This is a genomic window from Lichenibacterium minor (assembly GCF_004137685.1).
In the GTDB taxonomy this organism is placed as follows: Bacteria; Pseudomonadota; Alphaproteobacteria; order Rhizobiales; family Beijerinckiaceae; genus Lichenihabitans; species Lichenihabitans minor.
The window spans coordinates 143,059-163,611 of record NZ_QYBB01000004.1 but is presented as its reverse complement, the minus strand read 5'-3'; the positions used below and the strand labels follow the sequence as shown (position 1 = coordinate 163,611).

Annotated in this window: 16 protein-coding genes; 4 read left to right on the top strand and 12 right to left on the bottom strand. The window is 70.2% G+C overall.

The genetic code is table 11. From position 1 onward, the window contains the following. Positions 1-46: 46 nt before the first annotated feature. From rsmA to lptF, 5 genes are all read right to left on the bottom strand, one after another. Positions 47-907, bottom strand: a complete 861-nt coding sequence (gene rsmA, locus D3273_RS06005; protein WP_129224509.1) for a 16S rRNA (adenine(1518)-N(6)/adenine(1519)-N(6))-dimethyltransferase RsmA — start codon at positions 905-907, stop codon at positions 47-49. Between the two features lie 33 nt (positions 908-940). After that, positions 941-1,867, bottom strand: a complete 927-nt coding sequence (locus tag D3273_RS06000; RefSeq protein ID WP_129224507.1) for a hypothetical protein — start codon at positions 1,865-1,867, stop codon at positions 941-943. A 66-nt stretch (positions 1,868-1,933) separates the two neighbouring features. Continuing rightward, positions 1,934-4,612: an LPS-assembly protein LptD gene (locus D3273_RS05995; RefSeq protein WP_129224505.1), complete on the bottom strand. Its 2,679-nt coding sequence runs from the start codon at positions 4,610-4,612 to the stop codon at positions 1,934-1,936. Next, on the bottom strand, positions 4,612-5,697 hold the full coding sequence (gene lptG / locus D3273_RS05990; RefSeq protein ID WP_129224503.1) for an LPS export ABC transporter permease LptG: 1,086 nt from the start codon (positions 5,695-5,697) through the stop codon (positions 4,612-4,614). Before lptG ends, D3273_RS05995 begins: the two co-directional genes overlap by 1 nt. Before the next feature lie 7 nt (positions 5,698-5,704). Then, positions 5,705-6,844: an LPS export ABC transporter permease LptF gene (lptF, locus tag D3273_RS05985; protein WP_165359392.1), complete on the bottom strand. Its 1,140-nt coding sequence runs from the start codon at positions 6,842-6,844 to the stop codon at positions 5,705-5,707. A 298-nt stretch (positions 6,845-7,142) separates the two neighbouring features. Between lptF and D3273_RS05980 the strand changes: the two genes are divergently transcribed. From D3273_RS05980 to D3273_RS05970, 3 genes are read left to right on the top strand one after another with little or no spacing between them, the layout of a single operon-like run. Continuing rightward, a complete protein-coding gene (locus tag D3273_RS05980) occupies positions 7,143-8,648 on the top strand; it encodes a leucyl aminopeptidase (RefSeq protein WP_129224499.1) in 1,506 nt (501 codons plus the stop codon). Positions 8,649-8,656: 8 nt separating this feature from the next. Further along, on the top strand, positions 8,657-9,115 hold the full coding sequence (locus D3273_RS05975; protein ID WP_129224497.1) for a DNA polymerase III subunit chi: 459 nt from the start codon (positions 8,657-8,659) through the stop codon (positions 9,113-9,115). Continuing rightward, positions 9,097-9,750 (top strand): DUF1190 domain-containing protein, encoded by a 654-nt coding sequence (locus D3273_RS05970; protein WP_165359391.1) that lies wholly within the window; start codon positions 9,097-9,099, stop codon positions 9,748-9,750. The genes D3273_RS05975 and D3273_RS05970 overlap by 19 nt, the downstream gene beginning before the upstream one ends. A gap of 81 nt (positions 9,751-9,831) precedes the next feature. On the opposite strand, the gene D3273_RS05965 is transcribed toward D3273_RS05970, so the two are convergent. The 7 genes from D3273_RS05965 to D3273_RS05935 all read right to left on the bottom strand — a co-directional run bounded on the left by D3273_RS05965 (position 9,832) and on the right by D3273_RS05935 (position 19,530). Further along, on the bottom strand, positions 9,832-13,023 hold the full coding sequence (locus D3273_RS05965) for a multidrug efflux RND transporter permease subunit (RefSeq protein ID WP_129224493.1): 3,192 nt from the start codon (positions 13,021-13,023) through the stop codon (positions 9,832-9,834). Positions 13,024-13,025: 2 nt separating this feature from the next. Continuing rightward, positions 13,026-14,234: an efflux RND transporter periplasmic adaptor subunit gene (locus tag D3273_RS05960; protein ID WP_165359390.1), complete on the bottom strand. Its 1,209-nt coding sequence runs from the start codon at positions 14,232-14,234 to the stop codon at positions 13,026-13,028. A gap of 373 nt (positions 14,235-14,607) precedes the next feature. Next, entirely contained in the window at positions 14,608-15,045 is a 438-nt protein-coding gene (locus D3273_RS05955; protein ID WP_129224489.1) for a hypothetical protein, read from the bottom strand. 76 nt (positions 15,046-15,121) lie between these two features. Next, the gene (locus D3273_RS05950) at positions 15,122-16,588 is read right to left on the bottom strand and encodes a S41 family peptidase (RefSeq protein ID WP_129224487.1); all 1,467 of its coding nucleotides are present in this window, start codon (positions 16,586-16,588) and stop codon (positions 15,122-15,124) included. Then, entirely contained in the window at positions 16,585-17,922 is a 1,338-nt protein-coding gene (locus D3273_RS05945) for a murein hydrolase activator EnvC family protein (protein WP_129224485.1), read from the bottom strand. The genes D3273_RS05950 and D3273_RS05945 overlap by 4 nt, the downstream gene beginning before the upstream one ends. Positions 17,923-18,019: 97 nt before the next feature. Further along, the gene (lysA, locus tag D3273_RS05940; RefSeq protein ID WP_129224615.1) at positions 18,020-19,291 is read right to left on the bottom strand and encodes a diaminopimelate decarboxylase; all 1,272 of its coding nucleotides are present in this window, start codon (positions 19,289-19,291) and stop codon (positions 18,020-18,022) included. An 8-nt stretch (positions 19,292-19,299) separates the two neighbouring features. Continuing rightward, on the bottom strand, positions 19,300-19,530 hold the full coding sequence (locus D3273_RS05935) for a lipoprotein (RefSeq protein WP_129224483.1): 231 nt from the start codon (positions 19,528-19,530) through the stop codon (positions 19,300-19,302). Positions 19,531-19,653: 123 nt separating this feature from the next. On the opposite strand from D3273_RS05935, the gene D3273_RS05930 reads away from it, so the two are divergent. Further along, positions 19,654-20,553: a LysR family transcriptional regulator gene (locus D3273_RS05930; RefSeq protein WP_129224481.1), complete on the top strand. Its 900-nt coding sequence runs from the start codon at positions 19,654-19,656 to the stop codon at positions 20,551-20,553.

The following is a 20,553-nucleotide window of genomic DNA, read 5'->3' as shown; positions in this document are numbered from 1 at the left end:
AGGCCTGCTCGGGACGAGGACGGGCGGGACCGGGCCGCTTCGGCGATCAGGCGTCGATCAGCCGGGCGAGGTCGACGAAGGACGCGACGTCCAGCGTTTCGGCGCGGGCGGTGCCGGCGATGCCGGCCCGCTCCAGCAGGTCCGCGACATCAACGGGACCGCGGGCGGTCGACAGGCCCTTCAAAGACTGCCGGAGCATCTTGCGCCGTTGGCCGAAAGCGGCGGCGGTGACCCGCGACAGGCTCGACGCGCTGCAGGGCAGAGGCTCCGGCCGGGGGACGAGCTCGACGATGCTCGACGTCACCTTCGGCGGCGGCACGAAGTTCGACGGCGCCACGTCGAACAGGATGCGAGCCCGCGTGCGCCACCCGCACAGGACCCCGAGCCGGCCGTAATCGGCCCGTTCGGCCGACGTCGCGACGATGCGCTCCGCCACCTCGCGCTGGAACATCAGCACCATGCGATCGAACCAGGGCGGCCAGGGCTCGGACTCGATCCAGCCGGTGAGGAGGGGCGTCGCGACGTTGTAGGGCAGGTTGGCGACGATCCGCCAGGGTCGGCCGTCGGTGCGTTCGGGAAGGCCGGCCGGCACGACCTCGAGGGCGTCGCCCTCGATCACGGTCAGGCGCCCGGGGTAGCGATCCGCGATGGCGGCCAGGGCGGGCAGGCAGCGCCGGTCGCGCTCCACGGCGACCACGTCGGCGCCCTCGGCCAGCAGCGCCCGCGTGAGGCCGCCCGGCCCGGGGCCGATCTCCAGGACCGGCACGCCGGCCAGGGGGCCGGCCGCGCGCGCGATGCGCCCCGTCAGGTTGAGGTCGAACAGGAAATTCTGGCCCAGCGCGCGGCTGGGCTCGATGCCGCAAGCCTCGACGACGTCGCGCAGCGGTGGCAGTCCGTCGTCGGTCAAGGCGCGTCCGGGTTCTTCGATGCGGGGCGCGCGTCAGTTCTTGCTGATGACCGCCGTCTTGCGCAGGTCCTTGTACATCTGTGCCGACACGCCGACCAGCTTTTCGGAGATGATGTCCTTCTGGACCTGTTCGTGCAGCGTGCTGGTGTCGCCGTCGTTCTTGTCGCAGACCGCGATCATCTCGATGCCGTTGGTGGTCCTGTCCGGCACCGTCAGCATGCCCTTCTGGGTTTCCGCCAGCACCTTGCGCAGGGCGGGGCTGAAGGACTCGGACGTGCGGCTCATCGGCTCCTTCACGGCGACGTCGGGCAGCTGGCGCGCCAGCTGCAGGCCGTTGTTGCAGCCGTCGAAGCGGTTGCGCAGCGCCTTGGCGGCATCGAGCCGGGCCTGGAGGATCGCCGGCGACGGGTTCACCGGCACCACGAAGACGATCTGCTGCAGCCGGTAGTTCGTCACCTTGTTGGTGCCGCCCTTCGCGATCGCGCTGCTGATCTCCTCCTCGGTCGCCCCGACGCCCTTGTTGCGCGCCCGGACCAGGTTGTCCCAGGCCGCGCTGGCCCGGAGGTGGCTGCGGATGGTGTCGAGATCGATCTTCGCCTTGGCCGACGCCTGGGTGAAGGTGTTCACGTCCATCTTCAGCGACGCCGCGACGCGCTGGAGCGCGGCGCTGAGGTCGGAGTCGGTCGCGTCGATGCCCCAATGGCGCGCCTCGTCGTAGCGGAGGCGATCGCCGACGACGGCCTCGAGAGCATCGGCCGAGGAGGCCGGCTTGCGCTCCAGCCGGAGGATCTTCTCGTATTCCGAGACGTCGAAGCTGGTGATCGGGTCGCCGTTGACCGCCGTCACCACGGCCTGTCCCAGGGCCGGTGCGATGGCGCCCGCCGATGCGGCGCCGGCGACGGCCAGGACGAGGGCGGCGCCGCGCGCCGCCCGGAAAGCGAGGGGGATTCGGAACTTCACGACACCGTCCAGCGATCGTTGTGGCCTGCTTGTGAGCAGCCCATCCTCATATCACAAGCGTGGCGATTATTTGAACACGCCGTCCTGCACCGTGGAGGTGGCGCCCAGGCTCTGGTTGAGCTTGAAATCCGCCAGCGTGCGCAGGTTCAGTGACAGCAGCACGGTCTGGTTCACGTTCTGGTTGTTGACCCCGCCCGCCACCGCGTCCGTGTAGGACCGCGAATAGTTCAGGCTCACCGTGGTGCAATCGTCCTGGTAGCCGAAGCCGGCGCCGATCACTGCGAACTCGGGCCGGCTGCTCTTGATGTCGTATTGCAGCGTCGCCGTGTTGTATTTGTAGGGGTTGAGTTCCAGCGTGGCCGACCCGTTCACGTAATAATGGTCGAGGAAATCGAAGCGTTCGCCGAGGAGCACGCCCGACCGGTCATGCACGTAGCCGATGTTGGGCTGCGCCGCGTAGTTGGCATATTGCACGTTGGTGGTCGTGCCGAAGAACTTCGCCGTGCCGATGAGGTCGATGGCCTTCGGGTCGAAGGACTTCGAATCGAAGCGGCCCTTGGCCTCGACGGTGAAGTTCGTCGTCGGCGCCACCAGGAGGCGGCTGACGTAGTCCGACCTGTCCGTCTGCAGGCCCGAGTCGAGGCCCACGTTGGACACGTCCGAGACGGCGTAGGAGTTGCTCCCCGCCAGGGCGTAGGACTGGCCGAAGAGCGCGTTGACGTAGCCTCCCGTCGGGAAGGTGGCGGTATATTGCACGCCGGCGTTGGCACGGGTGCCGCCCTCGACGCGGTCGTAGCCGGAATATTTGTTCCACTCGAACAGCGTGGTGTCGTCGAAGACGAGGCTCTGCGCGTCCTCGTTCGGCGTCTTGCCGGCGTGGGCCACGTTGGGCCGCAGGATGACCTGGCCGATCGGCTCGATCACCTGGTTGGCGAAGCTCGACGCGATCAGCAGCGGGTAGCGGTATTCCAGCCCGACGCCGGGCACGATGTCGCCGCTCAGGTCCTCGTTGTGCTGGCCGAAGAAGTTGGCCTGGTCGGCGTTGGAGATGGTGGATTGGCCCGTGCCGCTGGTGAACGTGTAGGCGTTCGACTCGTTGAGGTTGAGCCACTTGCCGTCCGCCCGCACGAAGGCGAAGGGTTTCCACACTTCGCCGATCGGGTCGATGTACTTGTTCTGGTAGCTCACCGTCGTCGAGGCGCGCGTGTAGTCGCCGGCGATGCCGCGCAGGAAGCAGGACGGGGGCTTGAAGCCCGGCGCGAGGGTGTTGCCGGTCGTGCTGGGGCACACGTCGTAGAGCGAGAAGGCGGAGTCGAGCAGGCGCGTGCCCGTCGCCTGGTAGGCGGCGGCCGTGCGGGTCAGGCTCGTGATGTTGGAGTCGACCTTGACCTCGCCGCCGATGCCGGCCGTCAGCGCCGGGTCGAGCGCGAAGGTGCGGTTGTAGTCCACCGTCGGCAGCACGAGCGGTTGCTGCTTGTTGAAGTCGAACGACGACAGGCCGACGATCCGGTAGCCCTGAAGGTTGAAGTAGCTCCGGTCGCCCTGGCCCGTCAGGTAGGCTGTCGAGATCGATTCCTTGATGTAGTCGGTGCCGAGGCTGGACGACCGGATGTTGTAGTCCTGGACGAAATACTTGTCCGAGAACAGCGCCACATCCCAGCCGTATTTCCAGCTCGGGTTGATGAAGAACTTACCGGTCGACTCGATCGAGCCGCGGAAGTCGCGGTCGCCGGTGCCGAAGGGCTGCTTCGAATAGGCGGTGGGGTCGAGCTGGTCGATGCCGGTGGCGAGCACCGAATAGGAGCCGCTTTCCAGGCGATGGCGCCATTCCACCTCGCCGAAGAAGCCCTGCTTCGACAGCACCGTCGGGGTCAGCGTCAGGTCGTAGTTCGGCGCGAGGTTCCAGAAGAACGGCTGCGCGGCGCCCACGCCGAGCCGGGACTCGGTGACGTAATGGGGTGTCAGGAAGCCGGTCTTGCGCGTGACGGTGGGGTCGGGCGTCGAGAAATACGGCACGTAGGCGATCGGCACGCCGTAGAGTTCGAGGGTCGCGTCCTCGAAGTAGATCATCTGCTCGTCGGTCTTGTGGACGATCTTCATCGCCTTGACCTGCCACAGCGGCGGCCGCTCCGGGTGGGCGGCGCAGGGCGCGCAGGCCGTGTAGGTCCCCTTCTCGAAGGTCGAGGTTTCGCCCTCGGTGCGCTCGGCGCGCGGCGAGGTGAAGAACGTCTTGTCTTTGGTGATGGTCGACAGGCTGTCGACGAAGCCGGTCTTGAAGTCGTCCGTCAGCTCGAACTTGTCGCTGTAGGTCGCGGTGCCGTCGGCTTCCGTGAGCTTGGCGTGGCCGCTCGCGAAGACGCGGTTGGCGTTGCGGTCGTAGATGACCTTGTCGGCCTCGAGCACGCGGCCCTGGTAGTAGAGCTGCACGTTGCCGTCCGCCGACACCACGTTGGTGTCACGGTTGTACACGAGCTGCTTCGCTTCGACGAGCAACCGGTCCTTCTTGGCTTCCGGCGCTGCGGCGGGCGCCGCCGCCGGGCTCGGGCCGGGCGGGGACGCCTGCGCGGCGGCGGGGACCGCCGCACCGAAGACGCTCAGCGCCAGGGCCGCGCATGCGCAGGTCCGCGCCGCGCCGAACCGGCCGGTCAGGATCGAGATGCCGCGCGACGCAGCCGGGAGAGCGATCTCCCGCAGGCGCCGGGAAGGAAGGGCCTCACGCACGTCGGGGCCAAAACGCCGCCCCATCAGCCATCCTCCTGGTACAACAGAGCGAGCGAGCCCAGCATGCTGCCCACGACGGCGGGGGACCACGCCGCCACGGGAGCACTCAACAGGCCTGCACCGCCGAGATCGCCGACGAGCTTCGTGGCGACGTAGAGCACGAAGCCCGCCGCCACTCCACCCGCGACCATGCGGGCGATCCCACCAAAGCGGAAGAATCTTAAGGAAAACGCTGCGGCAACCAAGATCATCGCCATGAACAGGAGCGGGCGCGCCAGGAGCTTCTGGTACTGCAGCTCGTAACCGGTCGCGTTGAGGCCTGCCTTCTCGGTCACGTCGCGGATCTCCGGCAGCTTCCAGAACGGCACCGATTCGGGCGCCGTGAATTTCTGCTGCACCTGCTCGGCGGTGATGTTGGTGGCGAGCAACTCGGTCGCGACCTCGCGCGGGGCTTCCCCGGGGGCGAGTACGCGGGCATCGCCGAGCGCCCAATAGCCGTCGTGGAGCTCGCCGCGATCCGCTTCCACGCGCTCCATGAAGGAGCCGTCGCGGTCGTACACGAAGGCCGTGATGCCGCTGAGCACCGCCCCGCCGTCGCTGGCCCGGTCGGCCCGCAGGATGGTCTGCCCGTCGACCCCGTCCTCCTGGAGCCAGAAGGCCGTGTCGACCTGTTCGGAGCCGGTCTTGCCGAACATGCGCGTTTCGAGCCGCTCGGCCCGCTGCTTCGACACCGCCGCCACGGGGTTGTAGACCGTCGTGGTCAGGATCCCGAGCACGAGGGCGACGCCGACCGGCGGCAGGATGAACTGCCACACCGACAGGCCCGCGGCGCGCGCCACCACCAGTTCCAGCTTCCGCGTCAGATTGAGGAAGGCGAACATGGCGCCGAACAGCACCGAGAAGGGGAAGATCTGCTCGGTGATCGTAGGCACGCGCAGCAGCGACAGGAAGGCCACGCCGGGCGTGGTGGCGCCCTTGGCGTCGCCCGAGCGGCGCAGCAGTTCGACGAAGTCGCTGAGATAGATGATGGCGAAGAGCAGCCCGAAGACCATCAGGATGGACTTCGTGAAGCTCCGGGCCAGGTAGGTGGCGAAGGTGCGTCCGACCATCGCGGCCTCACGCGGCCTGCGGTACGGGCAGGCGCATCGCCTTCTCGCGCCGCCGCGGCATGCCGAGGCGGGGCGCAAAGATGTAGAGCAGGGCGCCGGCGAGGCCGATGGCCGGTACGGCGTAGTCGGCCGGGACCCAGGCGGCGGACTTCACCACGAAGCCCGAAGCCGCGAAGCCCGCGCCCCGCACGGCCGCCACCGCCGCGAAGGCGCCCACCATGGCCTTCCAGTTGCCCGACCGCGTGGTGCGCGGCTGCGACAGGCCCGCGAAGGCGATCATGCCGAAGGCCAGCGCGTACAGGGGACCCGAGAAGCGGTCGTGCAGTTCGGACCGGTAGCGCCCCTCCTGGAACCGCACCGTGGGGTCTTTCAGGTCCGGGTGCAGCAGGTCGCGGGTGGAGCGCTCGCGCGGGCGGAGCGGCGCGCCCTCGCCTTCCGAGCCGAACTGGGCGAGATCCAGGGCGTAGCGCTGGAACGCCACGATGGCGGCGTCCCGGCTGCCCGGCTGGTGGCGCTGGATGGAGCCGTCGTTGAGGACGAGATAGTTGTTGTCGTCGTTGGACCAGGTTTGGCCGCTGTCCGCCACGTAGGACGAGATGTGGTTGGGGTCGCGCCGGTCCTCCATCAGGATGCCGTGCAGCGATCCGTCGCGGCCGCGCTCGCGGTAATGGAAGATGAAGCCCTGGTCGAGCGTCGTGAAGGTACCCTCGCGCACAACGTGGGTGATGAAGTCGGCACGGATCTTCATCACGAGGTCGCGCAGCTCGTGGAAGCTCCACGGCATGATGTAGAGCGACATGGCGCCCACCAGCAGCGTGACCAGCACGGTGAGGGTCGCGAACGGCTTCAGGAGCCGCGTCGGCGACAGCCCGGCGGCGCTCATCACGATGAGTTCGCTGTCCCCGTTGAGCTTGTTCAGCGTGTAGAGAACGGCGATGAACAGCGCGATGGGGGCGATCACCATCACCAGGGCGGGGATGCCCAGCGCCGTGACGCCGAGGAAGACCAGCAGCGACTGCCCCTTGGTGGTGAGGAGGTCGAACTCCTTCAGCGCCTGCGTGACCCAGATCACGGCCGTCAGCACGCCGAGCGCCACCAGGAAGGACGAGCGCACGATGCGGAAGATATAGGCCTCGACGAGCGACATGCTGCTCCGGTCATGCTGGGACTCGAGGTCGAGCCCGCCATGGAACGATCCCCCGACGCCCCACGCTTCAAGGGGTAGAAGGGGGGCGGCACCGGCGCAAGGCGCTCCGGCGGCCGGTGGGGCGCGGCCGGCCATTTCCCCGGCCGCCGTTGCGGCGAGATCACTCCTGACCGGCGCGCACGGTCATTTTGGGGCGAAAAAGGGATGGGTGCCGCGGCGCCCCCTTGGTTCGATGCCGGGAACCGGTATGGTTCGGGCCGAACCCGCGTCGCGCCCCGCGCCCATCCAAGAGCCATCGATGTCAGATTTCGTGGAGATCGCCTTTTCGCCGCTTCGCGGGGCCCGGGCCGGTTCGGCCGGCGACACGCTCGTGGTGTTCGTCGGGGCGGACCTGAAGCCGGGCGCCGCGACGGCGGAGGTGCTGGGCGCCGCCTCCGAGCTGATCGCCACCGCCGCGGCGGCGGCGAAGTTCAAGGGCAAGGCGAAGTCCGCCCTCGACCTTTACGCGCCGGCGGGCCTCGGCGTCGGGCGCCTGCTCGTGGTCGGCACCGAGGCCAAGACGCCGCCGGCCGGCCCCGACCTCGTGGCGCTGGGCGGCTTCGTGATGGGCAAGCTGCGCGACGGCGCGCGCGCCACCGTGCTCCTGGACCTGCCGGGCCGCGACGCGGACGCACGGTCGGCGGCCGAGTTCGCCCAGGGGCTCCAGCTGCGCGCCTACCGGTTCGACCGCTACAAGACCAAGGCGAAGGACGACGACGACAAGCGCGAGCCCGCCTCGGTCACGCTCGCGGTAAGCGACGTTTCGGGGGCGGAAGCCGCCGCGGCCCGCACGGCGGGCGTCGCCGACGGCGTGGAGCTGGCCCGCACGCTCGTCAACGAGCCGCCGAACGTCCTGCACCCGATCGAATTCGCCCGCCGGGCGTCCGAGCTGTCCCGCCTCGGCGTGGAAGTCGAGATCCTCGACATCCCGGCGCTGGAGCGGTTGAAGATGGGGGCGCTGCTCGGCGTCGGCCAAGGATCGGCGCACGAATCCCGCGTCGCCGTGATGCGGTGGAACGGCGCCGGCGGCGACACCCAGCCGGTGGCCTTCGTGGGCAAGGGCGTCACCTTCGATACCGGCGGCATCTCCATCAAGGGCGCCGCCGGCATGGAGGACATGAAGGGCGACATGGCGGGCGCCGCCTGCGTGGTCGGCCTGATGCATGCGCTGGCGGCGCGGCGGGCCAAGGTCGATGCCGTGGGCCTGATCGGCCTCGTCGAGAACATGCCCGACGGCAAGGCCCAGCGGCCGGGCGACATCGTCACCTCGATGTCGGGCCAAACGATCGAGATCATCAACACCGACGCCGAAGGCCGCCTGGTGCTGGCCGACGTGCTCTGGTACGCGCAGGAGCGGTTCAAGCCGCGCTTCATGGTCGACCTCGCCACCCTGACGGGCGCCATCCTGGTGGCGCTGGCGAGCGAGCATGCCGGCCTGTTCTCCAACGACGACGAGCTGGCCGAGCGCCTGCGGGTCGCGGGCCTGGACACGGGCGAGAAGGTGTGGCGCCTGCCGCTGACGTCCAACTACGACAAGCTGATCGATTCCAAGTTCGCCGACATGAAGAACACCGGCGGCCGCCACGCGGGCTCGATCACGGCGGCGCAGTTCCTGCGGCGCTTCACCAACGGCACGCCCTGGGCCCACCTCGACATCGCCGGCACCGGCATGGGCGCGCCGTCCGACGACGTGAACCAGAGCTGGGGGTCGGGATGGGGCGTGCGCCTGCTCGACCGCCTCGTGGCGGACCATTACGAGAGCTGAGCGGCGCCTTGTCGGAGGTCTGGTTCTACCACCTCGATCGATGGCCGCTGGAGCGCGCCCTGCCGGCGCTGCTCGAGAAGGCGGTGGGCCGCGGATGGCGCGCCGTCGTCCAGGCGTCGAGCCCCGAGCGGATGGACGCGCTCGATGCCGCCCTGTGGACCTACGACGAGGCGAGTTTCCTGCCGCACGGCACGTCGCGCGACGCGGACGCGGCCGTGCAGCCGATCGTGCTGACGACCGACACCGCCAACCCGAACGGAGCCGTCATCCGCTTCATGGTGGACGGCACCGAAGCCATGCCGGCGCTCGCGGAAAGCGCCTATGAGCGGGTCATGCTGCTCTTCGACGGCAACGACGCCGACGAGCGCGCCGGCGCGCGCCGGCAATGGGCGGACCTGAAGAAGGCCGGCCACGGCGTCGCCTATTGGCAGCAGAACGAGGACGGACGGTGGGACAAGCGCGGCTGAACGGGGCGGCCTGGGCCGCCGTGGCGTCGATGGTGCTGGGCACGGGGGGCGCTTGGGCGACCGGACCGAGCCGCTTCGCCTCCTACGAGTCCGAAGCGGGTTGCGTGGCGGCCCACACCTTCGCGCCCGCGTCCTGCCGGGTCGCCTTCGCCAACGCGCGGTCCGAATACGAGGCGAAGACGCCGGCCTTTTCCAGCCAGGCGCTGTGCACGAGGGCCTACGCGTCCTGCATGGCCTGGCCGCCAGGGGCTGCCGGCAGGGCGACGACCTTCCGGCCGAGCTGGGACGGGGTCGACATCGTCGACACGCCGACCGAACACAGCGTGACGCCGTCGCCGGGCAGCACCGGACGCGCCGTGCGCTTCGCCGCCCGTTCGCTCGACGAAGAGCCGGTCCGCCTGACCATCCGCGGCGCGGCGGTGCCGGTCCCGCCGACGCGGTCGATCCGCGGGGCGCCGCCGGTCGGCGCCCGGCCGAGCGCCGCGCCGGCCGTCGTGCAGCGCGGCGGCGGCCCCGAACGGGAGCTGCCCCCGAGCCCCGTCCCGCCGCCGGGCTCCGGCTTCAAGCTCGAAGGCGGGGTGCTGACCTATCCGGCGCCGGCGCGCTTCCAGCCCAAGAACCTGCCGAAGGAGTGACGCGACGCCCCCGAGACGCCGGTCCTCGGCGCGGAGCCGATCCGACCGCCGCGCCGGACGCGCCGACGCCCCCGCGCCCGGTCACTCGGCCGCTTCGCGATGCGGCACGGGGTTGCCCCGCGGCAGCAGGTCGGGCTCGCCGGCCGGCACCGCGTCGTGGTGCAGGCCGCCGCCGCCGAGCCACTCCGAGATGCGGTCGAGGTAGACGTAGATCACCGGGGTGGTGAACAGCGTCAGCACTTGGCTGACGATGAGGCCACCCACCATGGCGTAGCCGAGCGGCTGGCGGATCTCCGAACCCGTTCCGGTGCCCAGCATCAGCGGGATGCCGCCGAGCAGCGCCGCCATCGTGGTCATCAGGATGGGGCGGAAGCGCAGCAGCGCGGCCTTGCGGATCGCCGCCTCGGCCGTCAAACCCTCGTCGCGCTCCGCCACGATGGCGAAGTCGACCAGCATGATGCCGTTCTTCTTCACGATGCCGATCAGCAGGATCACGCCGATCAGCGCGATGAGGCTGAAGTCGTAGCCGAACATCATCAGGATCGCGAGCGCGCCCACGCCCGCCGACGGCAGCGTCGACAGGATGGTGAGGGGGTGGATGAAGCTCTCGTAGAGGATGCCGAGGATGATGTAGACGACAACCAGCGCGGCGACGATCAGCAGCGGCACCGTGCTCAACGACTGCTGGAACGCTTGGGCGGTGCCCTGGAATGTGCCCTGGATGGTGCCGGGCAGGTTCAGCTCGCCCTGCGCCCGGGTGATCGCCTCCGTGGCCTGGCTCAGCGCCGTGCCGGGCGCGAGGTTGAAGGAGATCGTCACCGCCGGGAACTGGCCCTGATGGCTGATCGATAGCGGCTGCGTCGGCTCCGTGGTCCACCGCGCCAGCGCCGACAGCGGGACGTCCCCGCCGGTGATCGGCGAATGGAGGTACAGCTTGTTCAGCGAGTCCACCTTGCCCTGGAGCTGGGGCAGGATCTCCAGGATGACATGGTAGCTGTTCACCTGGGTGAAATACTGCGTCACCTGGCGCTGGCCGAAGGCGTCGTAGAGCGTGTCGTCGATGAGCTGGGCCGTGATGCCGTAGCGGGCCGCCTGGTCGCGGTCGATGGTCAGGGTCAGCGTCGTGCCGGCCGACTGCTGGTCGGTCGCGACGTCGCGCAGCTGGGGCAGGCCCTTCAACTTTTCCAGCAGCTTCGGCGACCAGGTGTTCAGCTCGTCGAAGTTCGGGTCCTGCAGCGTGTACTGGAACTCGGTGCGGGACGCGCGGCCGCCGACGCGGATGTCCTGCGCGGCCTGCATGAACAACGCCGCGCCCTCGATCTTGCCGATCTGCGGCCTGAGCCGGGCGATGATCTGCTGGGCGGTGACGTCGCGCTCGTCGCGCGGCTTCAGGGTGATGAAGACGCGCGCGTTGTTGATGGCGCCCGAGCCGCCCGTGGCGATGCCGGTCGAGTAGACGGCCGGGTCCTTCATCACCACGTCCGAGATCTGCTGCAGCTTGCGCGACATGTCGGCGAAGGAGATGTCCTGCGCACCTTCCGCCTGGCCGATGATCAGCCCCGTGTCCTGGCTGGGGAAGAACCCTTTCGGGATGATCATGAACAGGTAGGCGGTGACGCCCACGGTGGCGAAGAACACCAGCAGCGTGGCGAAGCGCCAGCGCAGGCACAGGTCGAGCCCGACCTCGTAGGCCCGCAGGATGGCGTCGAACACCCGCTCGCTCGCCATGTAGAGCCGGCCGTGCCCGGCATGGCCGTGGCTCTTCAGGAACTTCGCCGCCATCATGGGCGTGAGCGTCAGCGACACGAAGGCCGACATCAGGATGGTCATCGCCAGCGTGATCGAGAACTCGCGGAACAGGCGGCCGACGATGCCGCTCATCAGCAGCAGCGGGATCAGCACGGCGATCAGCGAGATCGAGATCGACAGGATGGTGAAGCCGATCTCGCCGGCGCCCTTCATGGCGGCGTCGAACGGGGACATGCCCTCCTCGAGGTGCCGCTCGATGTTTTCCAGCATCACGATGGCGTCGTCGACGACGAAGCCCACCGAGATGGTGAGCGCCATCAGGGACAGGTTGTCGAGGCTGTAGCCCGCGACCCACATCAGCGCGACGGCCCCCAGCAGCGCCAACGGCACCGTGATGGACGGGATGAGCGTCGCCCACACGCTGCGCAGGAACACGAAGATCACCATCACCACCAGCGCGATGGTCAGCACGAGCGTGAACTGCACGTCGTCCACCGAAGCGCGGATCGTCTGCGTGCGGTCCGACATGATGCCGATCTTGATGCCGGCCGGGATCGAGGCTTCGAGGCGCGGCAGCTCCTTCTTGATCTTGTCGACGATGTCGATGACGTTGGCGCCGGGCTGCTTGAAGATGATCAGGAAGACGCCGCGCCGGCCGTTGGCCCAGGCGGCCGACTTCATGTTCTCCGCCGCCGGCACCGCCGTGCCGATGTCGCTGATGCGGATGGGGCCGCCGTTGCGATAGGCGATGATGGTGTTGTCCCAGCCCTTGGGGTCGAGCAGCTGGTCGTTGGCGAAGATCGTGAACGACTGGCGCTCGCCGTCGATGTTGCCCTTGGCGGCATTGACGGTGGTGTTGGACACGACGGTGCGGACGTCTTCGAGCGACAGGCCCTTGGTGACGAGCTTGGCGGGGTCGATCTGGATGCGGATCGACGGCTTCTGTTCGCCGCCGATCGTCACCTGCGACACGCCGGCGATCTGGCTGATCTGCTGGGCGATCTTGGTGTCGGCGTTGTCGTCCACCACGGTGAGGGGCAGGATGTCGGAGGTGGCCGACAGCAGCATGATGGGCGAGTCGGCCGGGTTGACCTTGCGCCACGTCGGGGGGCTCGGCAGGTTCTTCGGCAACTGGCCGTTGGCGGCGTTGATGGCCGCCTGCACGTCGTTGGCGGCGCCGTCGATGTTGCGGTCGAGGTCGAACTGGATCGTGATGGAGCTCGACCCGAGCGACGAGGTCGACGTCAGCTGAGACACGCCCGGGATCTGGGCGAACTGCCGCTCCAGCGGCTGCGCCACCGAGGACGCCATGGTGTCGGGGCTGCCGCCGGGCAGCGACGCCGACACGACGATGGTGGGAAAGTCGACCTGGGGCAGGGGCGCCACGGGCAGCAGCGGATAGGCCACCAGGCCCAAGCAGAACACCGCCAGCATCAGCAGCGTGGTGGCGATCGGGTGCTTGATGAAGGGGGCCGAGATGCCGCCCGAGGCGGGAGCGGCGTCGCTCGTCGTGGATCCGCTCATGCTCAGGAGTCCCGCTGCGCGGTCTTGACGCCGGCATCGGGCACGATGCGCACCGGGGTGTGGGCCTGCAGCCTGTACTGGCCGGCCGTGACGATCCGCTCGCCCGACTTCAGCCCGTCGGACACGACGGCCTGGGTGTCGTCGGAGAAGCTGACCTTGATGGGTCTGACCTCGACCTTGTCGTCGCCCCCGATCACGAAGGCGTAGAGCCCGTTCGGGCCGTGCTGCACGGCCGAGAAGGGGATCAGCACCACGTCCTGCAGGGTCTTCACCCGCAGCTTCGTCGAGACCGACAGGCCGGGCCACAGCTTGTGGTCGGTGTTGGCGAAGGTGCCCTTCAGGCGGATCGTGCCGCTCGACGTGTCGATCTCGTTGTTGAAGGTTTCGAGCATGCCGTCCGCCAGCGTGCGCGAGCCGTCGGACGACAGGGCCTGCACGGGCATCGGGCCGGCCTTCCGGCCTTCCGTGATCTCGGCCAGCGTGGTTTCCGGCTCGGTGAACACCACCGAGATCGGCTCCACCTGGGCGATGGACACGATGCCGGTCGCACTCGAAGCGTTGACGATGTTGCCCTGGTCCACCAGGCGGAAGCCGACGCGGCCGGTGATGGGGGCCTTGATGGTGGCGTAGCTGAGCTGGGTGGTGGCGTTCTCGATCGCGGCGTCGTCGGAGGCCACCTGGGCGGTGAGCTGCGCCACCGAGGAGGTCTGCGTGTCGAGCGTCTGCCGCGTCACGTAGTTGTTGCCGATCAGGGACTGCGAGCGGGCGAGGTCGCGCTTGGTGTTGTCGAGGTTGGCCTGGTCCTGCTGGCGCTTCGCCTTCGCCTGGTCGAGCGCCGCCTGGTAGGGCCTGGGGTCGATCTGAACCAGGAGGTCGCCCTGATGGACGATCTGTCCCTCGTCGAAGTTGATGGTCACCACCTGCCCGTCGACGCGGCTGCGCACCAGCACGGTGTTGTAGGGCTGCACGGTGCCGAGGCTGGTCAGGATCTCGGGGAAGCTTCCCAGCTTCGCTTCCGCGGCGCTGACCGGGACGGCTGGCGCCTCCTTCGGCGCGGCCTTGGCGACCTCGGGCTTCGGGTGGACGCGGTCGATCCCGGCCTGGACGGCCGGGCCGACCCGGTTCCAATCGTAGTAGCAGTAGCCCGCCCCGGCGCAGAGCAGTGCGAGGGTGAACAGGCGGAGGCTGGTGCGCCGCGGGCGTTCGGACATCGGCTTTCCTCGGCAACGACGTGGGATCGACCGGCGCCATGCGACTTCCGTGCCCGCGGTCGGGCAGGGCGGTCCGGACATCGCCGTGAAGGGGCGGGATCGGTTCGCCTGCCTGGCCCGCGACCGCGGAACCGCGGGCGTCGGCGCGGATGTCGACCACCGCCGACGATGCGGACGCCGCCGATCCTTCTCGTGTCCCACAATTAGGGCCAAGGACCGCGGGGTATCGACTAAAAACTTGTTCATCGATCGTTTCCAGCGCCGAAATGCGCCCTGGATCCGCGACTGTATCGCGCTCGCCGTATGGCCCCAGGCGAGTGCGGGGCGCGCGAGAAGCTGCGCGTTCAGCTTCGACGGCGTTCCGTCGCGGTCCTCACCGCTGCGCCTTGTCCGGCACCTGGATGGTCTGGCTGCCCGGACCGTTGCGCCGCGGCCGGACGATCCGCACGCCGTTCTGGATCTCGACCTCCTGGTCGTCGCGCACCGACGGCAGCCCGCGGACGGCGTCCGCGTCCTGGGGCGGCGTCGCCGGCACGGCGCCCGGAGGCGAGAACGCCGTCGACGGCGGTGGCAGTGGCGGTGGCGCGGGGATGGCCGCCGGTGGTTTCGGCGGCGCCGCGCGATGTTCGATCGGCGCCACCGCGACCGGGCGGCCACGGTCGCCGTCGTCGCGCCACCAGGAGACGGCCACCAGCGCCGCCACCGCCGCCGCGGCCAGGCCCGCCGCGACGACCGCCGCCGCCGGCCGCGACCCGCCACGGGGCCGGGCGGGGCGGTCAGTCCCGAGGGGGTCGAAGAGTCCGCCGGCCATGGACCACCTGTGGTGAAACGAAGAGCGGCCCGGCTGGGGCCGGGCCGCGTGTCGTCGCGTGTGGTTCAGCGCCGCGTCACGGCGCCTTGGTGGCGTCCGGCTTCGTCGCGTCGGGCTTGGCGGCATCTGGCCGCAGCGTGTCGACCTTGGGCGTGTCGCCCTTCGGCGCGTCGGCCTTGGCAGCGTCGGTCTTGGTCGAATCCGCCTTGGTCATCTCGGCCGCCTTCGGGGCGTCGCTGGCCACGAGGGACTTGATGTCGATGCCGTGCAGCAGGTCCAGGGCGGCGGTCAGCTGCTTGTCGTTCTTCACGTCCGGCGGAACGTAGGCCTGGGAGCCCTGTTTCTCGTCGGTGGCGGCGCCGTTCATCAGGTGGCCCTTCAGGGACGCCTCGCCCTTGGTGTCGTCCTTGCCCTTCAGGTCGTCCGGCACGTCCTCGAGCACGATGTCCTCGGGCTCGATGCCCTTGGCCTGGATGGAGCGGCCCGACGGCGTGTAGTAGCGCGCCGTCGTTAGGCGCAGGGCCCCGTTCTGCCCGAGCGGGATGATGGTCTGCACGGAGCCCTTGCCGAAGGACCGCGTGCCCACGATCGTGGCCCGCTTGTGGTCCTGAAGCGCGCCGGCGACGATCTCCGAAGCGGACGCCGACCCGCCGTTGATCAGCACCACCAGCGGCTTGCCGTGGCTGAGGTCGTAGCCGGGGCGGGCGTTGTAGCGCTGCGTTTCGTCGGCGTTGCGGCCGCGGGTCGACACGATCTCGCCGTGGTCGATGAAGGCGTTGGACACCTCGATCGACTGGTCGAGCAGCCCGCCCGGGTTGTTGCGCAGGTCGACGATGTAGCCCTTGAACTTGTCGCTCGGGATGTCGGCCGAGAACTTCGCCATGGCCTGCTTCAGGCCGTCGAAGGTCTGCTCGTTGAACTGGGAGATGCGGATGTAGCCGACGTCGCCCTTCTCCTCGAACTTCACCGATTTGATGGTGATGTTGGCGCGGCTGAGCTTGTAGTCCGTCCCGTCCTTGTCCTTGCCGCGGACGATCTTGAGCGTCACGGGCGTGCCCACCACGCCGCGCATCTTGTCGACGGCCTGGTTCAGCGTCATGCCCGACACGGGGTCGCCGTCGATGGCGGTGATGAGGTCGCCCGCCTGGATGCCGGCCTTCGAGGCCGGCGTGTCGTCGATGGGGGTGACGACCTTGATCACCCCGTCGTCCTGGCTGACCTCGATGCCGAGCCCGCCGAACTCGCCGCGGGTCTGGACCTGCATGTCGCGGTAGGCCTTGGCGTCCATGTAGCTCGAATGCGGGTCGAGCGACGTCAGCATGCCGTTGATCGCCGCCTCGACGAGCTTGGACTCGTCGGGCTTCTCGACGTAGTCGGTGCGGATCTTCTCGAAGACGTCGCCGAACAGGTTGAGGTTGCGGTAGGTGTCGGAGTTCGCCGCGAAGGCTTGGCTCCCCGACAGAACGCTCGTTTGGAGGGCGACCGTCGCGGCCGTCGCGCCGAGCGCCGCGCCCGCCACGACCATGGAAACCTTGCGCATCATCCGCGGACCTTTTGCAATTCGGCTTTCGCCCACCAGGGGGCGGGGTCGATCGCCGCCCCGTCTTTCCGGAATTCAACATAAAGAACGGGCTCCCCCGCGCCAAGGGCGATCGCGGCGGCGGCCCTGGCCGAACCGTCGCCCATCGCCCCCAGCGGTTCGCCCGCCAGCACGAACTGCCCCGGCACGACGTCGGAGCGGGCGAGGCCCGCCAGCACGACGTGGTACCCGTCCCCCATCGTCATGATCAGCAGCTGGCCGTAGGAGCGGTAGGGCCCCGAGAAGGAGATCCAACCGTCCGCCGGCGCCGTCACCACGGCGCCGGGGCGCGTCGCCAACGACAGGCCGCGCTCCTGGCCGCCGTAGCCGTCCGCCGTTCCATACTCCTTCACGGTGCGCCCGACGACGGGCAGCGTCAAATGGCCCTTGGCGTCGGCGAAGGCCACGGCGGGGGCGAGCCGCGCCGGATCCCGGGCGCCCGCCGCGGCGGCCTTGGCGGCGACGCCGGCCGCATCGGCCTCGGCGACCCGGCGCCGCGCCTCGTCGGCGGCCCGCGCGGCGTCGGCCGCCCGCCGCGCCGAAGCTACGTCGCCTTCGAGCCGGGACACGAGGTCCTTCAGCCCCGTCGCCTCCTGGGCCAGCGCCGCCGCGCGCTGCCGCTCGCCGTCGAGCGCGCCTTCGGCGGCGGCCTGCGCGGCCTGCCGGGCGGCCACGAGGTCGGCCAAGCGCGCCCGCTCGGCGCCGAGCGTCGCACTCTCGATCCGGAGCGCGTCGCGCTGCCCCGCCGCCAGGGTGCGCAGGCGGCCGAGTTCGGCGAGGTCGGTCGCCAGGGCGGCGGCGGCGCCCCGCAGCCCGGGGACCACGGACACCAGCAGCGTCGACGCCCGGATGGCGTCCAGCATGTCGCCGGGGCTGGCGAGCAGGGCCGGCGGGGGATGAAGACCGATCCGCTGCAGGGCGGCCAGGACGCGCGCGGTCTCGGTCCGGCGGCCGGCGAGCGATTGCCGGATCGCGTCCTCGCCCGCGGTGAGCTCGGCGAGCCGCTCCGAAACCGCCGCCGAGCGCGCTTCCGCGTCCCGCACGCGGGCGGTCGCGTCGATCAGGGCGGCGGACAGGCGGGCACGGTCGGCGCGGATGGCGTCGACGTCGCCTTCGGCGCGGTGCCGCCGGGCTTCGGCCTCAGCGGCCGCTTCCGTGGCGTCCCCCAGGCGGCGGCGCTGGGCGTCGAGGAGGTCGGGGGACGCCTGCTGGGCGGGTTGCGCATCCGCGGCGCGGGACGGCCCGGCGGCGCAGAGCACCGCCAGCGCGATCCAACCGAGGGCCGGAGCGGAGCGCATCGATCGAGGGGTCCAGCGGCGGGACGATCCCGCCGTGCCGACCCCTAGCGGGCGTTCGGGACCCGATCAAGGCGGCGCCGGGCGGCCCGGGCGCGCGTCACGCCAGCCAGTCCGGCACGCGGTCGAGGCCGATCAGCTCCTCGTAGCTCGTCCGCGGGCGGATCACGGCGAACCGGTCGCCGTCGACCATCACCTCGGGCACCAGCAGGCGTGTGTTGTAGGTGCCGGACTGCACGGCGCCATAGGCGCCCGCCGACATCACGGCGACGCGGTCGCCGGCCGACACCGCCGGGAACGGGCGGGCCTTGGCGAGGTAGTCGCCGGTTTCGCATACCGGGCCGACGATGTCGGCGGGGTCGAGCAGGACGCCGTCCGGCGGTTCGGCCACCGGCAACACCTCGTGGTGCGCCTCGTAGAGCGTCGGGCGGATCAGGTCGTTCATGGCCGCGTCGACCACCACGAAGCGCTTGTCGCCGCCGCGCTTGACCAGCACCACCGAGGCCACGAGCGCCCCGGCGTTGCCGACGAGGAAACGGCCCGGCTCCAGCACCACCGCGACGTCGGCCCGCGCGAAATGCCGCTTGGCGAGCTCCGCATAGCGCTCCGGCCCGAAGGCCGCGGGGTCCTGGCCGGCGTGGTACGGGATGCCGAGGCCGCCGCCGAGGTCGACGTGGTCGATCGCGTGGCCCTCGGCGCGCAGCATCCGCAACGTGTCGGCCATCGCCGCGAAGGTGCGGTCGAACGGGCCCAGGTCGGTGATCTGCGAGCCGATGTGCACGTCGATGCCGGCGACCGCGATCCCGGGCAGGCGCGCCGCCTCGGCGTAGACGTCCCGCGCCCGCTCGATCGGCACGCCGAACTTGTTTTCGGCCTTGCCGGTCGAGATCTTGGCATGGGTGCCGGCGTCGATGTCGGGGTTGAGCCGCAGGGCGATCCGCGCCGTGGCGCCCTTGGAGGCCGCGATCTCCGACAGGGTCAGGAGTTCGGGCTCGGATTCCACGTTGAAGCAGTGGATGCCGGCGTCGAGCGCCGCGGCGAGCTCGGCGCGCGTCTTGCCGACGCCCGAGAAGGTGATGCGCTCCCCCGGCACGCCCGCCGCGAGGGCGCGCCGCAGCTCGCCTCCCGACACCACGTCCATGCCGGCGCCCAGGCCCGCGAAGACGCGCAGCACCGCCTGGTTGGAATTGGCCTTCATGGCGTAGCAGACGAGCGTCCGCAGCGGCGCGAAGCTGTCGGCGAAGCCGCGGTACTGCGCCGCCATGGCGGCGCGGGAATAGCAGTAGAAGGGCGTGCCGACCTCGGCCGCGATGGCGGCCAGGTCGACGGATTCGGCGTGGAGCGCGCCGTCGCGGTAGCGGAAGGGTTGCACGGCGGCCGTCACAGGATGGGGTCCAGCACGAAGGATTGCTGGGGCGGGCGGATCGGCGGGTTCGGCGCGCGCTTGTGGAGGCCCGACTTCGAATCCTTCGCCTTTTCGGCGGCGGCGATGGATTCCGGCGTGGGCGGCGGTTCCAGCCGTCCGCGGCGGCCGCAGGCGCCCAGGCTCGCCCCGACGGCCAGCACCAGGATCACGGCGCGAAGGGCCGAGGGGGAGGGGGGACGCGCCAAAGGGATCTCCGGACGGACGGCAGCACTTCGTCGCCACCCATAGCGTTCTTCGCTGGAGAAAGCTTTAAGCTTCCGCCGCGGCGCCCCGAAAGCCCGCGACTGCGCCGAGGATGTCACGCCCGCATGCCCGCCCTGGGGTCTCCCTCGCTCGACCAGCTCCGCACCTTCGTGGCCGTGGCGGAGGCGGGCAGCTTTTCGGCGGCCGCCCGGGCGCTGAACCGCCAACAATCGGTGGTCAGCTACGCCATCGCCAACCTGGAAGAGCAGCTGGGCGGCCTCAAGCTGTTCGACCGCGCGACGCGGCGCCCGACCCTGACGGAAGCCGGCGCCACGCTGCTCGCCGAAGCCCGCAAGGTGGCGATGGGGGTCGACGGGCTGCGGGCCCGGGCCACGGGGCTGCTGGCGGGGCTCGAAGCCGAGCTCGCCGTGGTGGTGGACGTGATGCTGCCGACGCCCACGCTGGTCGAAGCCCTGGCGGCCTTCCGCACGGCCTTTCCCACCGTGACGCTGCGATTGTCCGTGGAAGCGCTGGGCGCGGTGGCGCGGCTGGTGCTCGACGGCACCTGTGCCGTGGGGGTCTGCGGGCCGCTCGCCCGCACGACGCCGGGCCTCGACCACCGGCCGCTCGGCGGCGTGCGCCTGCTGCCCGTGGCGGCGCCCGACCATCCGCTGGCGCAGATGCGGGGCCCGATCCCCCCCGCCGCGCTGCGCGACCACGTGCAGCTCGTGCTGGCCGACCGGTCCGACCTCACGCGCGGGCAGGATTTCGGCGTCCTGTCCCCGGAAACCTGGCGGCTCGGCGACCTCGGGGCCAAGCACGCGCTGCTGATCGGCGGCCTCGGCTGGGGCGGCATGCCCGACGCCATGGTGGCGGGCGACGTCGCGGCGGGGCGCCTGATCGTGCTGCACATCGACGGCTGGGGGCCGGTCGAATACGGGATCTTCGCGGTCCACCGCTCGGGCGAACTGCCCGGGCCGGCCGGGCGATGGTTCGTCGACAGGCTGGCGTCGTCGCGCTTCTGA

Coding starts and splice junctions, on each gene's coding strand:
- D3273_RS05995 (WP_129224505.1), bottom strand. CDS start 4,612: ATGGGGCGGCGTTTTGGCCCCGACGTGCGTGAGGCCCTTCCTTCCCGG.
- lptG (WP_129224503.1), bottom strand. CDS start 5,697: ATGGTCGGACGCACCTTCGCCACCTACCTGGCCCGGAGCTTCACGAAG.
- lptF (WP_165359392.1), bottom strand. CDS start 6,844: ATGTCGCTCGTCGAGGCCTATATCTTCCGCATCGTGCGCTCGTCCTTC.
- D3273_RS05980 (WP_129224499.1), top strand. CDS start 7,143: ATGTCAGATTTCGTGGAGATCGCCTTTTCGCCGCTTCGCGGGGCCCGG.
- D3273_RS05965 (WP_129224493.1), bottom strand. CDS start 13,023: ATGAGCGGATCCACGACGAGCGACGCCGCTCCCGCCTCGGGCGGCATC.
- D3273_RS05960 (WP_165359390.1), bottom strand. CDS start 14,234: ATGTCCGAACGCCCGCGGCGCACCAGCCTCCGCCTGTTCACCCTCGCA.
- D3273_RS05955 (WP_129224489.1), bottom strand. CDS start 15,045: ATGGCCGGCGGACTCTTCGACCCCCTCGGGACTGACCGCCCCGCCCGG.
- D3273_RS05950 (WP_129224487.1), bottom strand. CDS start 16,588: ATGATGCGCAAGGTTTCCATGGTCGTGGCGGGCGCGGCGCTCGGCGCG.
- D3273_RS05945 (WP_129224485.1), bottom strand. CDS start 17,922: ATGCGCTCCGCTCCGGCCCTCGGTTGGATCGCGCTGGCGGTGCTCTGC.
- D3273_RS05930 (WP_129224481.1), top strand. CDS start 19,654: ATGCCCGCCCTGGGGTCTCCCTCGCTCGACCAGCTCCGCACCTTCGTG.